General features: G+C 26.5%; 14 protein-coding genes. 4 read left to right on the plus strand and 10 right to left on the minus strand.

Annotated features, from left to right (window positions below; genetic code table 11):
- The first annotated feature begins 8 nt into the window (after positions 1 to 8).
- The 4 genes from G8C41_RS06880 to G8C41_RS06895 all read left to right on the plus strand — a co-directional run bounded on the left by G8C41_RS06880 (position 9) and on the right by G8C41_RS06895 (position 3,898).
- Positions 9 to 611, plus strand: a complete 603-nt coding sequence (locus G8C41_RS06880; protein ID WP_166006878.1) for an AAA family ATPase — start codon at positions 9 to 11, stop codon at positions 609 to 611.
- A gap of 236 nt (positions 612 to 847) precedes the next feature.
- The gene (gene fabG / locus G8C41_RS06885) at positions 848 to 1,594 is read left to right on the plus strand and encodes a 3-oxoacyl-[acyl-carrier-protein] reductase (protein ID WP_160557330.1); all 747 of its coding nucleotides are present in this window, start codon (positions 848 to 850) and stop codon (positions 1,592 to 1,594) included.
- 74 nt (positions 1,595 to 1,668) lie between these two features.
- Positions 1,669 to 3,336, plus strand: a complete 1,668-nt coding sequence (gene menD, locus G8C41_RS06890) for a 2-succinyl-5-enolpyruvyl-6-hydroxy-3-cyclohexene-1-carboxylic-acid synthase (protein ID WP_166006880.1) — start codon at positions 1,669 to 1,671, stop codon at positions 3,334 to 3,336.
- A 4-nt stretch (positions 3,337 to 3,340) separates the two neighbouring features.
- Positions 3,341 to 3,898: a hypothetical protein gene (locus tag G8C41_RS06895; RefSeq protein WP_255466925.1), complete on the plus strand. Its 558-nt coding sequence runs from the start codon at positions 3,341 to 3,343 to the stop codon at positions 3,896 to 3,898.
- Positions 3,899 to 3,905: 7 nt separating this feature from the next.
- Here G8C41_RS06895 and G8C41_RS06900 read toward each other — a convergent pair whose 3' ends face one another.
- The 10 genes from G8C41_RS06900 to G8C41_RS06945 form a co-directional block, all read right to left on the minus strand.
- A complete protein-coding gene (locus G8C41_RS06900) occupies positions 3,906 to 6,113 on the minus strand; it encodes a peptidase domain-containing ABC transporter (RefSeq protein ID WP_166006883.1) in 2,208 nt (735 codons plus the stop codon).
- Positions 6,114 to 6,636: 523 nt separating this feature from the next.
- Positions 6,637 to 8,004, minus strand: a complete 1,368-nt coding sequence (locus tag G8C41_RS06905) for a radical SAM/SPASM domain-containing protein (protein WP_160567569.1) — start codon at positions 8,002 to 8,004, stop codon at positions 6,637 to 6,639.
- Between the two features lie 77 nt (positions 8,005 to 8,081).
- The gene (locus tag G8C41_RS06910) at positions 8,082 to 8,258 is read right to left on the minus strand and encodes a hypothetical protein (RefSeq protein ID WP_160567571.1); all 177 of its coding nucleotides are present in this window, start codon (positions 8,256 to 8,258) and stop codon (positions 8,082 to 8,084) included.
- An 84-nt stretch (positions 8,259 to 8,342) separates the two neighbouring features.
- The gene (locus tag G8C41_RS06915; RefSeq protein WP_166006885.1) at positions 8,343 to 10,730 is read right to left on the minus strand and encodes an outer membrane beta-barrel family protein; all 2,388 of its coding nucleotides are present in this window, start codon (positions 10,728 to 10,730) and stop codon (positions 8,343 to 8,345) included.
- A gap of 484 nt (positions 10,731 to 11,214) precedes the next feature.
- A complete protein-coding gene (locus tag G8C41_RS06920) occupies positions 11,215 to 13,350 on the minus strand; it encodes an outer membrane beta-barrel family protein (RefSeq protein WP_166006887.1) in 2,136 nt (711 codons plus the stop codon).
- A gap of 58 nt (positions 13,351 to 13,408) precedes the next feature.
- Positions 13,409 to 13,582 carry a hypothetical protein gene (locus tag G8C41_RS06925; RefSeq protein WP_166006889.1) on the minus strand — a complete coding sequence of 58 codons (174 nt, stop codon included), beginning with the start codon at positions 13,580 to 13,582 and terminating at the stop codon, positions 13,409 to 13,411.
- Positions 13,583 to 13,988: 406 nt separating this feature from the next.
- A complete protein-coding gene (locus G8C41_RS06930) occupies positions 13,989 to 16,379 on the minus strand; it encodes an outer membrane beta-barrel family protein (protein ID WP_166006890.1) in 2,391 nt (796 codons plus the stop codon).
- A gap of 410 nt (positions 16,380 to 16,789) precedes the next feature.
- Entirely contained in the window at positions 16,790 to 19,006 is a 2,217-nt protein-coding gene (locus G8C41_RS06935) for a peptidase domain-containing ABC transporter (protein WP_166006892.1), read from the minus strand.
- Positions 18,993 to 20,318: a radical SAM/SPASM domain-containing protein gene (locus G8C41_RS06940; RefSeq protein ID WP_166006894.1), complete on the minus strand. Its 1,326-nt coding sequence runs from the start codon at positions 20,316 to 20,318 to the stop codon at positions 18,993 to 18,995. The genes G8C41_RS06935 and G8C41_RS06940 overlap by 14 nt, the downstream gene beginning before the upstream one ends.
- Positions 20,319 to 20,749: 431 nt before the next feature.
- The gene (locus tag G8C41_RS06945; RefSeq protein ID WP_160542617.1) at positions 20,750 to 20,932 is read right to left on the minus strand and encodes a hypothetical protein; all 183 of its coding nucleotides are present in this window, start codon (positions 20,930 to 20,932) and stop codon (positions 20,750 to 20,752) included.
- Positions 20,933 to 20,955: the final 23 nt, after the last annotated feature.

The raw sequence follows: 20,955 nt of genomic DNA on the forward strand, positions 1-20,955 counted from the left end.
AGTACGTTATGAAAGATAAATATTTTATTACCATTGGTCGACAGTTAGGAAGCGGTGGAAGACAAATCGGGAGAAAATTGGCTGATTTATTGGACATTTCATATTATGACAAAGAGATTATTAATCTAGCTTCTATTGAGAGCGGTTTAAATGCTGATATTTTTGAGCAAGCGGATGAAAAAAATTGTTATAGTTTTTTTGATAATTTTTTAGGCATGCAATTATCTAAAAACTATTTAGGAAACGAAAATTTATTTGAAATACAAAGTAAAATAATTAAAGAAGAAGCCCTTAAAGGTTCTGCTCTTTTTGTTGGCCGTTGCTCCGATTATATTTTGCGTGAATATGAGAGACGGATAGATATATTTATTACTGCTAATAAAGAAGATCGAATTCGGAGAACATCTCAAAGAAAAAATATTTCTTTAAAAGAAGCGGAAGAATTAAACGTAAAAATAGATAAAAAGAGAAAAGAGTATTATAACTTTTTTAATAAGAAAAGTTGGGGGCATGCCAGTTCTTATCATCTTTGCATAAATTCATCCGTTTTAGGGATTGATAAAAGTGTACTTCTTATTAAAAGTTTTGTCGAGCAAAAATTTGCATTTTAGTTGTTATTTATAAAGAATATACAAGCTAAAAATCTTACTTATTTTTTAAAATAATAAGGAACAATTATTGTTATAGTTCTTGTGAATCTTCTTTACTTTTTAAACTTTACTGCCCGAGAATTTATGAAAAAAATATCGTGGTTGTATTCTGTATTATCAAACGATATAATTGAATAATTTAAAATTATCTTGATAATGACAAAAGTATTATATTTGAAAAAAAATAATATTACAATATGAAATTGCTTGAAGGAAAAACCGCGATTATTACCGGAGCAACCCGAGGTATTGGAAAAGGAATTGCTGAAGTATTTGCTCAAAATGGAGCAAATATAGCTTTTACTTATGCATCTTCAGTAGCTAAAGCAGAAGAGCTGGAAAAAGAATTAGGTTCTTTAACCAAAATAAAAGGATTTCAATCTGACGCTTCAGATTTTGATTCTGCTCAGAAACTTGCCGATGATGTTATAAAAGAATTCGGGCAAATTGACATTGTGGTTAATAATGCAGGTATCACTAAAGATAACCTTATATTAAGAATGAGTAAAGAGGATTGGGATGAAGTAATTCGCATCAATTTGGATTCGGTATTCAATCTTACCAAAGCAATCATAAAACCGATGATGAAGCAAAAAAAGGGTTCAATTATCAATATGAGTTCTGTAGTTGGAGTAAAAGGTAATGCTGGTCAAGCAAATTATGCTGCTTCTAAAGCAGGAATTATTGGATTTTCTAAATCCATAGCATTGGAATTAGGATCAAGAAATATTCGATGCAATGTAGTTGCTCCCGGATTTATTGAAACTGAAATGACTGAAGCTTTGGATGAAAAAACCATTCAAGAATGGAGAAATAATATTCCTTTGAAAAGAGGAGGAACTCCTGAAGATATTGCTAATGCATGTTTATATCTTGCCAGTGATTTATCAAGCTATGTAACCGGACATGTACTCAATGTCAACGGTGGAATGCTTACTTATTAAAAAATATGGATTAAAGCACGATAAACAAGAGATTAAATTTTTTTAATCTCTTTCTTTTTTTAACTTAAAAAACTATGTATAGTAATAAATTATCAGTTCAACTAATTGGAGAAGTTTTATATCGATACGGAATTACGAATATCATATTATCTCCGGGATCAAGAAATGCGCCTTTAACCATACATTTTACTAATCATCAAGAATATACTTGTTACAGCATAGTAGATGAGCGATCTGCTGCATTCTTTGCGTTAGGAATGGCACAATCAAAGAAAAAACCGGTGGCTATTTGTTGCACCAGCGGCACAGCATCCGCTAATTATTATCCGGCAATTATAGAAGCTTTTTACCAAAATATACCTATAGTCGTGCTTACTGCTGATCGACCGGAAAATTATGTAGATATTTTTGACGGTCAGACTATAAGACAAAAAAATATGTATAGCAATCATATTTATGGATCTTATCAATTGTCTGAATCAGAAAGTGAAGAATCAATTACACAAAATTTTCTAGATTTAAAAAAAGCATTGAATACTTGTGTTTTAAGATCAGGTCCGATTCATATCAATATTCCCTTTTCAGAACCTTTATATGAGCAGACAGATCAAATTGAAATTTCATTTGAAAAACTAACTCTTCCTGAAAAAAATTATAATTCAGATAAATACAAACCCTTGTTTTCTACTTGGAACAACTTTTCTAAAAAGATGATTCTTGTTGGAATGCAACAACCCAGTTCGAAATTAAATCAATTACTCGAAAAATTAGCTGAGAGGGAAGATACGATTATTCTTACTGAAGTTACTTCAAATCTAAATTCTTCAAAATTTTATCCCAATGTTGACCGCTATATGTTTCCTTTTGGTGAAGAAACGCTAGATGATTATAAACCGGAATTACTTCTTACCATTGGTCAAAACATTGTTTCAAAAAAAATTAAAGATTTTTTACGAAAATCTAAGTTGAAGGCCCATTGGCATTTAGATGAATATTGGCATCCTGATACTTATTTTTCTTTAACTGAAAAAATAGAAGAAAATCCGGTCATTTTTTTAAAAGAATTAGTGAAAGTTCCTCCCGTTGCTTCTTCGTATTCTTTACTATGGAAACAACTTAAAGAAGAGCGACAACTAAGGCATAATGATTTTATTAAAAACTTACCATTTTCCGATTTACGAGTTATAAATACTTTGGATGAAAAAATACCTGATTCATATAATCTGCAAATTTCTAACAGTTCTATGATCAGATATGCTCAGTTATTCAATTTTAACTCTAAAAATAAGATATTTTGTAATCGCGGTGCCAGCGGAATTGACGGGGCAACTTCAACGGCCGTTGGTTTCGCTGTTGCAGATACTCACCCTACTCTTTTGATTACCGGTGATATTGGTTTTTTTTATGATTCTAATGCTTTATGGAATAAATATATCCCTAATACATTTAGGATTATACTTGTAAATAATGGTGGTGGCGATATTTTTAAAATTATTCCCGGGCCCGATTCTTCCAATTCTTTAGAGGAATATTTTGTTACCCGACATAATCGCACTGCTCGATTAATGGCTCAAGAATATAATTTTGAATATATTCAAGCTCATAATCAAGAAGAACTGTTAAAAGAATTAGATTCTTTTTTTCTTTGCTCGGAAAAACCTAAATTATTGGAAATTAACACCATTAATCAACCCAATTCAAGAATTTTACGCGAATATTTCAATTATTTAAATCAGGATTAAAAACATGAGAATTAATTTATTCACCCCTATGAGGGAAGAAAATCAAAAAATTTTAGATGCTTTAAAGGTTTTTTCTAAATTAAAACATTCTTATGAAGTTATTATAACCGGAATAGGTCGTGAAAAAATTGCTAAATCCATGATTACAAAACCAAAGTCTGATTTAGATGTTTTAGTAGGATTTACAGCTATAACCGGAATTGAGAAAACGATGCCTAAAGAACTACAAAAAGGAAGTTTAGTTGAAGTGGTGGCTTCTTCGTTATACGGATATTCAGGAGAAATATTTGAAAACGGAAAAATAATACTTTCTTCGTCTCATACGCATTTTCCTAAACTAAGTTCCCTTACCTCCGATAAGTTTGTTACTAATTCCAATATTCCGATCGGAACATTGATTAATATGGAAGATTATACTTTTATGTATTTGAAAAGGCCACAGGATTTTATCCTGCGTATTATCTCTGATTTTTTACCTCATCAGGAAGAAATTGATTTTTTTAAAATTATTGAAGAAATTAGTTTTTCATCGGTAATTGAGTTTTTGGAAGGATTGAATTAATTTAATATTATGTACCCAATTCCAATTGATTTTTAACCAAATTATAATATTCAGATTTAGCTTTTACTAATTGATTATGATTTCCTACTTCAGCAATTTGCCCGTTTTTTAACACTATGATCTGATCAGCATTTTTAACTGTTGATAATCGATGGGCTATAATAATTACTGTTTTTCCTCTAAAAAATTCTTGTAAATTATTATGGATTATCCTTTCATTTTCTGAATCTAAAGCAGAAGTAGCTTCATCAAAAAATAAGTATTCAGGATTTTTATAAACAGCCCTCGCTATAAGAATTCTTTGTTTTTGCCCACCTGAAAGTTCAACACCTGCAGCACCAATTTTTGTATTATATTTTAATGGAAAACTGCTTATAAAACTATCGATATTAGCTATTCTTATCGCTTGTTCGAATTTATTTATGTCAGTTATTTCGTCTTTCGTAATTATATTTCTTTCAATGGTATCTGAAAAAATAAAACCTTCTTGCATTACTACTCCACATTTTTCTCTCAAACTTCCCGGGGATAATTGCGCTAAATCTTGTTCGTTTAAAAATATTTTTCCACTAGTAGGATTATAAAACTTTAAAAGAATTTTCATCAATGTTGTTTTGCCACTTCCGCTAGCTCCTACTATTGCAGTTATTTTTCCTTCCGGAATAAGTACACTCATATTTTGTAAAATGTATGGTGAGTGAGGACCTTCATATTGAAAAGACAAAGATTTTAATTCAAATCCTCTTTTTAATACATTTATATTAGCATTTGTAGTCGAAGATTTACTATACTCTTCTTGCTCCTCTTCAGGATGATTTTGTACTTCATTTAACCGTTCCAAGCTTAAACGGGCGTCTTGTAGAGAACGAAAAAAATTAACTAATTGATTAACGGGAGCATTCATCTGTCCTATAATATAAGAAATACTTAACATGGCCCCTAAACTGATATTCCCTTTAATCACTAAAATTGCTGCCAAGAAAGTAACTATAATGTTCTTAAGCTGATTGATAAACTCAAAACCGGAAAGTTGTATCTGATCTACTTTTAGAATTCTTATATTCAATTTAAATAACTTTTGTTGAATATTTTCCCATTTTTTTCTTTTATATTCATCAAATTGATTGAGTTTCATCTCGGTTACTCCATTTAGAATTTCATAAATAGATTCTTGACTGTTACTCCGTTCCTGAAACCTATAATAATCCAAAATTTTGCGTTTTTTGAACCAAAAAAACGACCAGCCAACAGAAAAAACAGTCATGAGTAAATAAACCCAAAGAATAGTGAAATTGTAATACCATAATACCCCAAAAAAAACGGAAAAAGTAATTATTGAAAAAAAAGTTAATAAACTTTGTGAGGTTAAGAAATGCTCAATTCGTTCATTATCCTGTATTCGTTGAGTAAAGTCTCCCATCATTTTAGTATCAAAAAATTTAATAGGAAGTTTTAACATTTTTTTCAAAAAATCCGAAATAATGGTTATACTTATTTGAGTACCAACATAGAGCATAAGCCAATTACGAATGATTTCAGTAGTAATGGAACCAAAAAATAAGGCCAGTTGTGCTAAAAGTATGATGGAAACCATATTTAAATTTCGAACATTAACCCCTTTATCTATTAGGTTTTGGGTTAAAAACGGAAATATAAGGGTTATACAGCTGCCTAATAATAACATAAAAAACAGAAAAACGAGCTGTTTCTTATAGGGAATAAGATATTTAAACAAATATTTTACTGTTAATCGGGACTGTTCAGGAGGAATTAGTTCATAAAATTTTTCCGTAGGTTGAAGAAATAAGGCTACTCCCCCCATATCATCTCCTGATAACCATGATTTTTTGACTTGATCTTCATTTAAATCTATAACACCATGCGCAGGATCTGCTATTTTATATTGAATTTTATTACTTATAAAATTCTTTTTTATTTTAATTAAGACAACAAAATGATTTTGATTCCAATAGAGAATAGCAGGCAATGAATTTTTATTTTCTTTTAATTTTTCTAAAGTAAGCTTAGCAGGAAAAGTTTCAAATCCAATTTTTTTAGCGGCTTCTGTTATTCCCAACAAGGAAACGCCTTCTTTGGTTAAATATGAAATATCTCTTAAATATTCTATTGAATAATTCTTACCATAAAAAATACATATCATTCCTAAACAGGAAGAACCACAATCCATCTGATCTTTTTGGGGAATGAATTTCATTTCAAAAATTAAATTATTAATTTAATATCCAGTTTTATATTAAATGATTGATTAATCTTTGTTCCAACTAATTTTTTCATTTATCATTAATTAATCAAATTATCCTTTATTAATTAATTTTATAATTTATAATAAATTTTAAACTTTCATTTAAATAATACAATACTTTCCTGCAAAATAACTCATGGATAAAATGGAATTTTTAAAATAATTATTTTACAAAACTGTATGCTTAAACGATTCAGATATTTTATGAATCATTCAATTAAAATCTTTCTCTTTTATTGAAGTAATAATTTTAAAAAAATTATTGGTAATGTATAATATTCCAATTATTTATATTTATAATTTTATTTTGGATTCTTTTAAGAAAGACATTAATTCTACTAATTATATTAATTACTTTTAATTTGTGCAATCTTTAAATTTATTTTTTTTTTATTTCTAAAATTTCATAAAAAATATGAAAACGATTAAAATTTTTCTTTTTAACGTATAAATTAATAGATAATGTAATTCTTTATTAATTTGATAAATCAAATTCTCTATTTAAAATTTCTTTATTATTTATATATTCAAATACCATTAAATCTTTTATATTATATTTGAACGAAGGACAAGAGGAAAATCCTTTATACCAATTTACAGGACAATCCCCGCCACATACTGGTAAAAATTTGCAATTTTTGCATGTCGTATTATAATCTTCCTGTTTTATATTTTCATACCAATTTCCTAGAGGTAATTTTTTCCTATCTTTATATTCAATATTGTTAATATTACCATGAAACATATCACTATTTTCATAATCAAATTCTGGAGTATATGGTACTTCCCAACAATAGGACAATCTACCTTTTGCATCAATAAGTTCCGAATCTAAATTTGTCACCATACAAGTTCCATTTTTTTTATCTGGTAGCAGATCTTTTATAAATCTAAAACCATATTCTTTCAATCTAAGCATCCAATCTATTTCTAATTCCCCAAAATATTCTGGTGTTAGACCTATATTTTCTTCAGCATAATTTTTACCCCAATCATGTACCGGAGCAAAATTAATTGATACTTTATTCGAAATTCCTAAATTATAAAGGTGATCAATTAAATTATTAATATATTTATAATTATTTTTATGTACATTACATCTTATAACTATATTACATTTTTCTTCATCATATAAAGGATTAGAAACAACCATTACTATATTCGATACTATTGTATCAAATGTTTTTCCTTTCTTTTTTGTATATCTACTATTATCATGAGAAACTTTATCGCCATCTAATGTTATTTGATATTTTAAAATTTTATACTGTACTAACTCGGCAAATATATTTTCTTTCAAACCTAATCCGTTAGTGATCATCATCGCTGAATATTCGATGTTTATTTTATTGCATAAGATTATTAATTTTTTACTTAAAATTTTTATCGAATTCAGGCCTAAAAGTGGTTCTGCTCCATACCAAGTAATAATTAATGATTCATAGATACCATTCTCTAATTTATTTTTTATATATTTGTATGTATTTTCAACCAAAGATTCTGACATATTCAGTTTTTCATGTGTTTGTCCACAATATTGACAACCTAGCTGGCAATTAGCAGTAGGCTGTATGGTTAAACTTAATACTCTACTTTTTTTATTGGAAGATAAAATTAGATTATTTATGATAGTATCCGTTTCATTTTCATCTTCTGGAATTAAAATTTTTAAATTAAGTAATTTAAGCAGAGTTATATCATTTAATTTGTTAAATTTTTTTTCAATTATAAAATGATATAATTCATTACTAATATTTATTAATTCACCAGTTCGGGTTGAGAAAATCAAACGTTCTTCATTTTGTAAATCTACATCTACCAAGTATTTAGATATTTTATACATGATCAATTTTTAAAAAATTAATAATTTTTTAAAATTGAGGTATTATTAAAAATACCTCAACTCACTCTTAATTTGATCTATGTGTTTTTACCACAAAGGTTGATTAAACACCACGCATCAGCCGATTCCAATCCATCATTTCCTGCTTTTCCACCCTTGATAATCTTAATTTCATCTGTAGATAATTTTTCAATAGAATCATTTTTTTTAGCATTCATGCTTTTCAAAACAGATTTTAATTTTGAATTTTTCATTTTAGTTATATTTTTTATTAAAGAATAAATTATTCGGTATTTCCCCGTGCCGATACGGTTACTTGCAAGTATATTATAGCTAAATCATTTAGCTCTATTTTTCTCTTCTTCGTTACTAGATTTAATGGCTTTGGATTTAAGTTTACTATTTCCTAAGTTATATCTTATAGTAAATCTTATAAATTGAGGATATTGATACAATATTTCTTTTGACTTATTTATTTTATTATAATCTGTCCTTAAATTAGCCTCAAGAGTTTTAAAAATATCATTTGCGTATAAAGAAAACATTAATTTTTTATCCAAGAATAAAGCTTTTAATCCAAATCCTAAATTAAAATATGACTTCACTTTTTTTGTGGATATATACTGCGGTAATGCGTATTGAGATATTATAGTTATATTAAATGTTTTTCCTTTATTTAGAGATAAATTATTATTTATATTAAAATTTGCGCTGATAAAGTTATTGGAACTTAATCCTTTTATCTGGGACTTATTTTCTTTATAGTATACATCAACATTAAAATAACTTTCTAACCATTCTGTTGAAGTAAAATTATAATTTTGGCTTAAGCCTATAGAATTCTCTGTAACAGAATTCTCTGCTTTTTTAAATATATATTCCTCTTCCTCTTCTAAATAATAAGCATAATCAATAGCGTCTTTTGCTTTATAAAAATATATTCCCGTATTCCAATTATTTTTCCATGAATAATTCAATTCCAAGTTATCGGTGTAAGAGGGCTTTAAAAAAGGATTACCTGACATAACATCACCTTTACTTAAACGACTCTTAAATGGATTTAGATTTCTGTAAGTTGGTCTATTTACACGTCTAGTATAATTAACATTTAGTGTACGATCGTCACCTAAATTATAGGTTAAGTACATACTAGGAAACAATTTAGTAGAATTATATTTATGTTTTTCTTGAGTAAGTACAGAAAAAATTCTTCTTTGAAAATTTTCTAATCTTAAACCCATTTTGATCTCCCACTTATCAACTATTTTACCTCTCCCGGATATATATGTTGCTTGCAAATTTTCTTTATATTCATAAGAATCATTTGCCTCACCTTGATGATATGAATCATTTGAAATAAGAGTAATATACCCTGCATCATTTGTCGTTTTTGTATGAGAAGTTTTTACACCATATTCCAATCCGATTTTCCTAAAATGCTGTTCTACATCCAAATTCCCTGAATAATTGTAAATTTTCAAATTATTAAGATCGCGAGAACTAAAGTCATGACTAGGAATGTACGTTACAAAGTCCTCATAATCTTTAGAATTGAAAGTAACATCTTCTTTACGAGTATTTCCAAAATAATCTAAATTTAATTTAATTTTACTTCCTAATGTATCCAAACTATATTGAGAATGAAAATTTACATAAATATTGTTTGTACTACCAGGCCCCTTTGAATAAGTTTTTGTCAGTATAGGAGATATTGGTTTATAAAAATATTCATTAAGACTTATTCTATGTTGTACATCGTATGTTTCAAATATTGATTGAAATCCTAAAGAAAATTGATTTGTCCATTGATAATCCATACCTAAACTCCCATTAAAACGTTTTTTCAATTTTGATTTAGACAAGGATTGAGAACATATATCTTCATCTAAATATGTAATATAATTTTTATCTCTTTGCGCATTATTTACACCATAAAAGAAGTTTATATCCGAATTAAGAGTTATTTTCTTATGATTTAAATTAAATCCTAAATTTGTATTATAATAATCATATTTTGATTGTTTATAAGTCCCACCGATATAACTTTTCCAGTTGTTCTTTTTACTTGTTTTTAACACAATATTTATTAATCCCGAATTACCTTCTGCATCGTATTTTGCCGGTGGTGCGGTAATTACTTCAATACTCTTTATATTATCGGATGAAATAGATTTCAAATAATTAATTAATTCATCACCAGACAGTGGAATACTTCTTTCATTTACCATTACTTTTAAACTACTTTTTCCTATTATGGATATTTGTTCATTTTTAATTTGTATTCCGGGACTTAATTTTAATACATCCAATGCGTCTCCACCTGATGTAGCGGCTGAATTTTCAACGTTAAATATGGTTCGATCTATTTTTCGCTCTATTAATTTTTTATTTCCTGTTACAACCACTTGCTGAATTTCCTTACCTGAAGATAATTTTATGATTCCTAAATCCTTATTTTCTTTAAGCATAAATGAATTGGAATATAATTCTTCACTATCTTTTTCAATTTTTAATTCGTATAACCCTTCATATAATCCCTCAAAAATAAAACTGTTGTGATCAACTATATGAGTAGTTATTATGATTGAATCTTTATTGATTAAAGAAATTTTCAGATGAACTCCGGATTTATTTTCGTCCCAATCCAACCTTCCTTTAACAATGATTTCTTGAGAATAGGAATAAATACATATTAATGCAGTAATTAATAAATAGTAAATTTTCATAGTTTCGTTCTAATAAAGCCACTGCAAGTTTATAGCAAAAAAACAATATTTAAAAATTTATTATATTGTTTAAACAAATTGTTAAATAATTTTCAATTTATTGAAAACATATTAGGATAAAATTTAAACAAAAATTTATTTTATTTTTTATTTAATTAAAAAAATTAAAATATTTTATCTCTATTGTGTATATTTAAATATTTTTATGATTTTTATCATATAACGTGTGTTTATTATTTTGGATTAATATTTAATTTTTAAACTAAATGTTAAAAATAAATAATATAATACCCGTTTTTTAATCCCTAGATTTTATGGTATTGTAAAAAAATTGATTTTATAGAAAGAAAGGAATGAGCTAATTACGTATTTAATACGTATATTATTAGTGTTAATTTTTAACTAAATGGAAATAAAGTTACGAGTTAAATTACGTCTCTGCTTTGCCTAAAGTGTCAAATAAATATTGGCCTATTTCAAAAATTTAATTTATTCGTTCTTTCTCTTCTTCATTACCTAATTTTCTTTTTCCTAAATTAAGTTTATTATTACCTAATTTATATACTATCGATATTTGAAAAAAATGATTAGTATCCCCATACCAGCTATACGTCTGCTTTATGCTGTTTGTAAAATCAGTGTATTTAGGCTTATTGGTTTGAAAAATATCTTCTCCCGAGATTGTTATTTGCAATTTTTTTTGTAAAAAAAACATTCTGAAAGCTAAATCAATACTTTGATATGAATTTATTTTACTTATCTCATCTACTCCTTTACCACTATAGATCCATTTTATATTAAATATAAAATTTTTATTCTTGTGTAAGTAAAAGGAATTATCTGTTGAAAAATAAAATAACCAACCCATATTGCGGATTTTTCCTATTTGTGGATTATCTGACTTATATTCGGAATACTGTAAGTTCATTTCATTATTACTTTCCCACCAAGGAATTTCTGAAAATAAATAGAATATATCTAAATTTGAAGTAGATGAATTTACAGCATTCAATTGAGTAGAAACTTGTGTTTTATCAATAGTATTTAATAATGTCACATCTGTGTATTCATTTTTCACCCTTGAATAAGACAAAGAAACTGATAAATCTTTATACTCATAATTTAATTCGAAATTATGTGTATAATAAGGTTTTAGATCAGGATTCCCTGTTATATAGGAATTAGGGGTTAAATACTGTTTAAATGGGTTTAAAACGGAAAACTTTGGTCGATGTATTCGCCTTCCATAATTTAAGGATATTACATTTTCTTCATCCATAGTATAAGAAAGATAGGCCGTTGGAAAGAATTTTATATAACTATTTTTGTTTATTTGTTGCAAAGTTTTAGATATGCCTTTTACTTGAGAAACTTCCATTCTTAATCCTAGCTGAGCCTTCCATTTAGCGTTAATTTCTTTAGATGTGTTCACATATAAACTTTCAATATTTTCTTGATATGTAAAATGATTACTATTGATTGTATCCGGAATTGGAACATTCTCTATATTCAAAATATAATAAGAGTATTTATTATCAACATGGTTAAAAGAAATCTTGCCGCCATAATTAAATTTAATATTTGAAAATGGATGCTCCATATCTAGTGAGGTAGAATAATTTTCTAATTTTTGATCTAAATAATTTTTCGCTACATCCGTTTCATCAACAATTTGATCATGCAAAATATAATTTGAATGAAACATACTACGAGGTTCGTTATTAAAACTAATATAATTAATATCCAAATTTAGCAACCGCCCTATACTGTCTATTTTATATTGAGTATGAAAATTAGCAATATGTATTTGTGAATTTTCTTTTATTAAAGTTGGAGTGTGAATAATGTTATAAGATTTATTACCTTCAATATCTACCAACGAATTTCTTTTCCCTATGAAATTAGATTGAGAATATGAATAATTTCCGCCTAAAGTAATATGATTATTTAATTTATAATCAAAATTTGTTCGAAATGATGGTTTTCTACTTTTATCTGTACCATTAAATTTATTATACCACAATCCATCAGGGTAATAATAATTAATTTTATTTGTGAAATCACTAAATGTAAAATTATTAAATATATTAGCCGATACTGAGATTTTATTTTTATTAAAATTAAAATCAGCACCTTGACCGGAAGAAGTATGATGCGATTGTTTTAGATTTTCTTGCAAAGAAAGATTCCATGAATCTTTTTTTGCTTTTTTTAAAAGAATATTGATCAATCCACTATTACCTTCCGCTTCATATTTTGATGGCGGGTTCGTAATAATTTCTATACTTTTAATTGCTTCTGATGAAATACTTTGTAAATAATTAATGAGCGATTCACCAGATAATTCAACTATCCTATTATCAATCATAATTTTGACAGAGTTTTTACCTATAATTTTAATATTACTTCCATCAAACTTTAATTTAGGGGTCTTCTTCAATACATCAAGAGCAGTACCTGAAGAGGAGGCAAATGATTTTTCAACGTTGAACACCATTCTGTCTATTTTTCGCTCAATTAATTTTTTATTTCCTGTTACTAGTACTTGCTCTAGCTCTTTAGTTGGATATATTTTTATTTCACCTAAATCGATGTCTTCATTTACATCCAAATTTTTCATATAAATATTTTTACCCAACTGTCTTATATTTAGGGAATAAACACCTTGTGATATATCATTAAAGATAAAAAAAACCGTCTTCTCCCATAATAGCATTTTTAATTATGGTATCGCGTTTATATAATAATATTTCTGCTGAATTTTCAATACTTAATTTTCCTCTAATTTTAAAAGACTGAGAAAAGGATATGTAAAAAGAAAATAATAGAATTATAAGATATTTAATTTTCATAATAGCATTCTCATTCGATGGCGCAAAACTATAATAATTAAACAATAAACCAAACAATTTTATTCGTTTTAAGACATAATAACAATTTACTAAATCAGAATATAAATAAAATAAGATAAATTTATTTTTTTACACTTGAATTTACTTTATCCTTATTTTTATCTTGGAAAAAGTGAAATATATTTATTTATCTTACAATTATTTAAAAAAATGATTTTTTTTCATAATTGAAATATGAATTTTTTTATTTAAAAATTAATTTAGGATTATGCCCCTAATTCCAATTGATTTTTAACCAAATTATAGTAATTTGACCTTAATTTTACTAATTGGCTATGATTTCCTGTTTTTTTTAAATTTATACTCTTTTTAAAGATAAAAATTGATTGTCTTATATATCAAATAGCTATTTAGCTCTGTATTGTTCTTCCTCATTACCTGTTTTGATAGACTTAGATTTTATTGAATTATTCCCAAAATTATATTTTATCGAAAACCGTAGATTTTGTGAAAATTCATAATCAGTAATTTTATTCTTATTTTGATTGTATACACTATATACTTTATATTTAAATGTTTTAAAAATATCATTGGCATATAAGGAAAGCACTAATTTTTTATCAAGAAACAGACATTTCAATCCTGCACCAAAATTTGAAAAGGATTTCAATTTATCCGTCCCATCATACTGAGGAAAATTATATTGATATACTATGGTAAAATATGCAGTTTTATTTCTATTTAGAAATAAATTATTATTTATCTCTAAGCTTGAACTTATAGTATTATTTGAATTAAAACCTTCAATTTTAGATTTATTTTCTTTATAAAATAAATTTAATGTAAGAGTACTTTCCCAAAATTTAAATGTATTGAATACATAATTTTGATTTAGACCTACGGAATACTCGTTGACACTGTTTTCAAATTTATAATGCAAAAAATTAGTGTCGTCCTCTTTTAAGTAATTTACCATATTTATCACATCTTCCGCTTTATAAAAATAGATCCCACTTGTCCACTTATTTTTCCAGGTATAATTTAATTCTAAATTATCTGAATTTGAAGAATGTAGATATGGATTACCTGCTTGTGTTGTATTTTTATTTATATGAAGAACAAAGGGATTTAATGCCCTATACCACGGCCTATTTATACGTCTAGTATAGGTAAATGTAAAAGTATTTTTTTCATTTAACACATACGATAAATAAAAGCTCGGAAACAATTCAATTGAATTAGATTTATATTCTTCTTTAGATACTACGGAATTAATTTTGCTTTGAAAGCTTTCCAATCGTAAACCGATTTGTATTTCCCATCTATCCAAAATTTTTCTTCTCCCTGAAAAATAAATCGCTTGAATGTTTTCTTTATATTCCAAAAGATCTTTGTATTTTTCTTGAAAATCATTTTTTCCTTCTTTATTTTCACAATAGCCTATATTATTAGTTATTTTACTATGCGATATTTTAATACCATAATCTATTCCCAAATTTTTTAATTTTTGCTCTACATCTAAATTTCCGGAATAATTTGAAATTTTTTGATTATTTGTATCCAGAGAGGCAAAATCGTTTGTAGGTAAATACGAATCAAAATCTATATAATCTTTTGAATTTAAAATTGCATTTTCTTTTCTCGTATTTTTAAAATAATTCAAATTTAATTTAATCTTACTTCCCAGACTATCCAATTTATAGTGTGTGTAAAAATTCGAATAAAAGTTTTCTCTTTCTTCGATTTCTTTTGATACACTATTCGTCAAAATATTTGGATTTAATAAATTATATTGATATTGTTTATTATATAGATTTAAAGAACCTTCAGTTTTCTTATACAATAAGTGAACACCTAAATTTAATTTCTCTATTATTTGATAATCCAAATCAAGGTTTCCATTAAAGTATTTTTTTAGCTTAAAATTACTATTAATATAATTATTGATATTTTTATCAGTAAATTCACTATATTTATTGATCAGTTGTGAAAAATTTTTACCATTATAAAAATCTATAGCAGTATTGAATGTTATTTTTTTATAATTAAATGTAAATCCTAAATTTTCATTAAATAATGCATATTTAGCCTGTTTATAAGTCCCACCTATATAACTGTTCCAATTATTCTTTTTACTTGTTTTTAAAACAATATTTATTAATCCCGAATTTCCTTCAGCATCGTATTTCGCGGGAGGTGCGGTGATCACTTCAATTTTCTTAATATTATCAGATGAAATGGATTTTAAATAATTAATTAAATCATCATCAGATAGTGGAATGATCTTATCATTAACTAATATTTTCAAGCTACTTTTACCGAACATGGATATTTGATCATTTTTAACTTGTATTCCCGGGGTTAATTTCAATACATCCAAACCATCTCCTCCTGAGGTTGCAGCTGAATTTTCAACATTAAATATAGTTCGATCTATTTTTCGATCAATTAGTTTTTTATTTCCTGTAACTACTATCTGCTGTAATTTTACACCGGTAGACAGATTAATTATTCCTAAGTCTGTATTTTCTTTTATTATTAACGTTTTGGAATATAATTCTTCATTATCTTCTTTAATTTTTAACTCGTATAATCCTTCGTATAAATTTCTAAAATTAAAGTTTTTATGATCATCTATCTCTGAAGTAATGATAATAGAATCTTGCTTGATCAAATATATTTTGTATTTATTTTCAAATATATTTTCATTTAATTCAAGCCTCCCTTTAAGAGTAATTTCTTGAGAATATGAATAATTACATACTAATATGATAACAAATAAATAGAAAATTTTCATAGTTTTTGTTATAAAAATTATGGCAAATTTATATCAATAAATATTATTTATAACGAGATGTTATATATTTTAAACATATTATTAAATGTTATAATATATTTTTAAAAAATTTGAAATAAAATTTAAAGATAATTTATTATAATTTTAATCAAAACCAATATAAAACAGATATTTTATCCCTTTTATTTATTTTGTATTTTTATGATTTTTATCATATAAAATATGTTGTTTTTTTATAATTTTAATTTATTACAAACTTAATGTTTATTTTTTTAGTCGTTTGATATAATTTTTTGAATTATCTATGATATTTATATAGTACTAAAGAACTAGACCTCTTTATAAAATTATTGAAGAAATTAGTTTTTCATCGGTAATTGAGAATTTGGAAGGATTGAATTAATTTAGGATTATGTGCCCAATTCCAATTGATTTTTAACCAAATTATAGTAATTTGACCTTAATTTTACTAATTGGCTATGATTTCCTGTTTCTACTATTTGACCGTTTTTTAAAACTACTATTTGATCTGCATTTTTAACCGTTGACAACCGATGAGCTATAATTATCACGGTTTTACCTTTAAAAAATTCTTGTAAATTGGCATGAATAATCCTTTCATTTTCAGAATCTAAAGCAGAAGTAGCTTCATCAAAAAATAAGTATTCAGGATTTTTATAAACAGCCCTCGCTATAAGAATTCTTTGTTTTTGCCCACCCGATAATTCTATCCCGGCATTCCCTACACGAGTGAAATAATGCATCGGTAAGTTTTCTATAAAATCTTGTATTCCCGCTATTTTTGCTGCTTTTCTAAGTTTGTCTACATCATAGCTTTTTCCGGACATGGAAATATTACTTGCAATGGTATCACTAAAGATGGTTCCATTTTGAAGCACTGTTCCACATCGCTCTCTCCATTCTTCGGCATTTATATCATTCATGGAACAGGTATCTAAATATATTCCTCCTTTTTTTATAGGATAGTACGATAATAATAATTTCAACAGAGTTGTTTTACCACTTCCACTAGCTCCGACAATGGCCGTTATGGAGTTTTTAGGTATTACCATATGTATATCCTTTAGTATAAAGGGATTATGGGTTCCCGGATATTTAAAGGACATATGATCAATATAAATATTTTGAATAACGCAATTTTTTATATGCTTTTTATTTTGAGAATCTTCATCAGGTATTTCATAGATTAGTTCAATTCTTTTATTGGCAATAATGGTATCTTGTGTATCACGAAGAAACATAATTAAATTTTGTAATGGTGTTGAAAGTTGTCCGATGACATAGGATATTCCCATTAAAGTTCCCAAAGACATTTGGTCCTCTATGATAAATGTTGCACAAAATGCTATGGCAATAATTTCTTTTAATTTGGAAAGTGTATCTACTCCAAAAAGCTGATAGGTATTTAAAAGTAACGATTTAATTTCCAATCGGTTTAATTTATCTTGAGTAGAAATAATTCGATCAATAATTTTTTCCTGAGCATTATTAATTTTTATCTCAGGCATATTCATTATGAATTCGTATATATTATTGCTGTTTTCTGATCTTTTTAAAAATGATGCATATTCAATTATATTTCGTTTATTAAAAAAAATAGAAAACCACAATACTGAAATTATAGACAATACCAGATATACACAAAATATGGTTATGCTAAAATATGCCAATACACAGCTAAAAACAACCACATTTAAAAAACTCAATAGTAAAGTAACCCCTTTCCAGGTAAAAAACCGTTGAATGGTTTGCTGATCTTCCAACCGTTGTAGAATTTCCGTGTTAATTTGAGTGTCAAAGAAAACTATGGGTAAACGTAATATTTTTAAAAGTAATGTTTTTCGTAATTCAATACTTAATATGAAATTTAGCTTAGTAAGCACAATTTGACTAAAAAAGTCCGAGGCAAAATTAGAGATGAACAAAATAAATTGCGCTAATAAAAGATAATAAACTACTCGTAATGATTTTGAAGAAATTCCTAAATCAATAATGTTCTGAAAAGTAAAAGGAATGAACCAATTCGTCACTAATCCTATGAAAACTAAAAATATAGCAAGGAAATAGTTACGTTTATTATTTTTTAAAAACCTATACGTATATTTTATTATACTGGATTGAAACAAACTTTTATTTTTTACATTATCAATTTTTATAGTGAAAAAATTTTCAGAAGGTTCCAAAAATAAAACGATCCCCTTAGTGTTGTTTTCTTTCCACTCAGTTATAAAAGATTCTCTATCTAGTACGACCTTGCCATAACCGGGATCTGCTAAATGAAAATAAACTTGATTTTTCTTTTTAACTATTTTTTCTAAAACTACAAAATGACTTTGTTTCCAATATAAAATATAAGGCGTGGGAATTTCATCTAATTCTTCAACAGTTAATTTTAACGCATGGGCTGTTAATCCTAATTTTTCGGAGACATCCACGAGATCTTGTACAGATACTCCAATACGAGTAAATTCAAAAAAAGATTTAATATAATTAAGTGAAGTTTTTTTGCCAAAATAACTCATGATCATGGCTAGACAGGCTGCTCCGCAATCGCTGCTTTCGAGTTGATTATAAAATTGTAAACGATGCCTTTTATTTATTCGCATTCTCTAAAATTTCACTTATTTTATTTCTTATAACCTTTTCTTTTTCTGTTTCATCCCATGAATACACACAATACTCTCTATTAGCGGCCAGACTTTCCAAGGCAGTTTGAGAACACCCTCCATTACATAAAGGTAAAATTTTACATTCTAAGCATGGACGATTCTTGAACTTTGAATTCATTCGTTTATTTAATGAGTCATTTTCCCAAAATAATTCTCCGTTTTCCGTTAAATATCCTTCCCTATTTTTAGTTGAGAAATCACGGGCAGTACATTTAAATATATCTCCGTTATAATTGATAACAACACTATTTTTTTTATCTGCATAGCATGAATTTCGAAGGGTATCCGGGCTATATTCATGGCACGAGGTTTTTCCCCCTTTGCTATTTATTTGATTCATTTCTTCATCAGCAATATCTTGTGTCTGATCTATTTTTTTATTTTGCCATACTCTATGAAAATCGAATTTTAAAAATTGAGTTTTAATATCTTCTTCGATATCTTCAAAATCGTCATAAATTTTGTTTGCATTAAAAATATTTGAATCAGTGAAATTTATTCTAACATTCACATAGAATTTATTCTTTATCAAGTTTTTTATATTTGAAACAATTTTATCATAAGAACCCTTATTTTGACTTATATAGCGCACTTTATTATGTTCTTCTTTATGACCATCTAAAGTGATTTGTAAATTGCATCGGACGTTTTTATCCAAGAAAAAATTTATAAATTCTTGATTTGCTAAATATCCATTAGTAGTGAAAGATGTATAAGCATTTATATTTTTCTCTGTACATCTTTCTAAATAATAATTAATTATAGGAATTACATTTTTATTAAAATATAATAAAGGTTCTCCGCCAAAAAATGAAATATTCATATTTTTTAAATCCTTATTATTGGTAATGGTATCTATCAACCTTTTGATTTTAGAAAGTCCATTTTCATCTAACCTTGAACTTTTTACCAGATTTTCATAACAATACCAACATTTAAAATTGCAATTCATAGTTGGATTGATAGTTAATAAAAACAATGAATTATCTTCATCAATGCTTTTACTTATTTTTTTTATTTCATCCAGCTCATCTATTTCATCATTAATAATAAATTTTTCTTCTACCATATAATTGAAAAATTCCGGATGGATCTCTTTTAGCTCTGATGTTTTATACATTTCCATTAATTCTTTAAGTTCAGATTGTATAAAAAGTAATCGTTGCTCAAGGGTATTATATAAAACATATTGCTCTCCATAAGGTAAGCATACATTATAATGACTATATTTCATAGAATGTATTTCCATTATATTTATTTAATTTATTAAGTTCTCTTCTATTACTAATTTTGAAAAATAAAATCCATTTATTTGCTTTATACTTATTTTATACATATATTATATTGTATTTACATTTAGATGATCGTTATAGTAAATCTTATTAATCGTTATATATTTTAAAAAATGATTGCTAGATTAATATTTTAATAATACATAAGAAGTCATGATAATTCATTTGATTATAAACCGAGTGCTCATAGGCAAAACTTAGTTTTGTTTAACTTTGACCTTTATATTTTAACACAGCTATGCTAGTATTTAAAATACATCTGTTACTCATTTTTTACATATTTATAAAGCTTTATAAAAATCCAGCTGACATTTTTTTAAACTTATATATAATAGTCCATAACAGAGTATTGCTGCTAACAATACTCTGTTAGATTAAAGTAAGATTGTTAACATTTCCATCTAACCGGACCCGTACATTTATTTATACAAATTCCTACATTCATACATCCACCCATTACATCCTTAGCATCAACTGCTGTTAATGATTTTGAAAAACCTCCTTTTAAAACTTCTCCTGACGTTTGTAATGTTTCAAATTTTTTAACGTCAACTTTTTTTGTTGTTTTCATATTTGATTAATTATTGAAAATTT

Origin of the sequence: Apibacter sp. B3706, from assembly GCF_011082725.1 — a bacterium.
In the GTDB taxonomy this organism is placed as follows: Bacteria; Bacteroidota; Bacteroidia; order Flavobacteriales; family Weeksellaceae; genus Apibacter.

Excerpts from the sequence above, each read along its gene's own strand:
- G8C41_RS06880 (WP_166006878.1), top strand. The coding sequence starts at position 9 with ATGAAAGATAAATATTTTATTACCATTGGTCGACAGTTAGGAAGCGGT.
- fabG (WP_160557330.1), top strand. The coding sequence starts at position 848 with ATGAAATTGCTTGAAGGAAAAACCGCGATTATTACCGGAGCAACCCGA.
- menD (WP_166006880.1), top strand. The coding sequence starts at position 1,669 with ATGTATAGTAATAAATTATCAGTTCAACTAATTGGAGAAGTTTTATAT.
- G8C41_RS06895 (WP_255466925.1), top strand. The coding sequence starts at position 3,341 with ATGAGAATTAATTTATTCACCCCTATGAGGGAAGAAAATCAAAAAATT.
- G8C41_RS06900 (WP_166006883.1), bottom strand. The coding sequence starts at position 6,113 with ATGAAATTCATTCCCCAAAAAGATCAGATGGATTGTGGTTCTTCCTGT.
- G8C41_RS06905 (WP_160567569.1), bottom strand. The coding sequence starts at position 8,004 with ATGTATAAAATATCTAAATACTTGGTAGATGTAGATTTACAAAATGAA.
- G8C41_RS06910 (WP_160567571.1), bottom strand. The coding sequence starts at position 8,258 with ATGAAAAATTCAAAATTAAAATCTGTTTTGAAAAGCATGAATGCTAAA.
- G8C41_RS06915 (WP_166006885.1), bottom strand. The coding sequence starts at position 10,730 with ATGAAAATTTACTATTTATTAATTACTGCATTAATATGTATTTATTCC.
- G8C41_RS06920 (WP_166006887.1), bottom strand. The coding sequence starts at position 13,350 with ATGAAAAATTTGGATGTAAATGAAGACATCGATTTAGGTGAAATAAAA.
- G8C41_RS06925 (WP_166006889.1), bottom strand. The coding sequence starts at position 13,582 with ATGAAAATTAAATATCTTATAATTCTATTATTTTCTTTTTACATATCC.
- G8C41_RS06930 (WP_166006890.1), bottom strand. The coding sequence starts at position 16,379 with ATGAAAATTTTCTATTTATTTGTTATCATATTAGTATGTAATTATTCA.
- G8C41_RS06935 (WP_166006892.1), bottom strand. The coding sequence starts at position 19,006 with ATGCGAATAAATAAAAGGCATCGTTTACAATTTTATAATCAACTCGAA.
- G8C41_RS06940 (WP_166006894.1), bottom strand. The coding sequence starts at position 20,318 with ATGGAAATACATTCTATGAAATATAGTCATTATAATGTATGCTTACCT.
- G8C41_RS06945 (WP_160542617.1), bottom strand. The coding sequence starts at position 20,932 with ATGAAAACAACAAAAAAAGTTGACGTTAAAAAATTTGAAACATTACAA.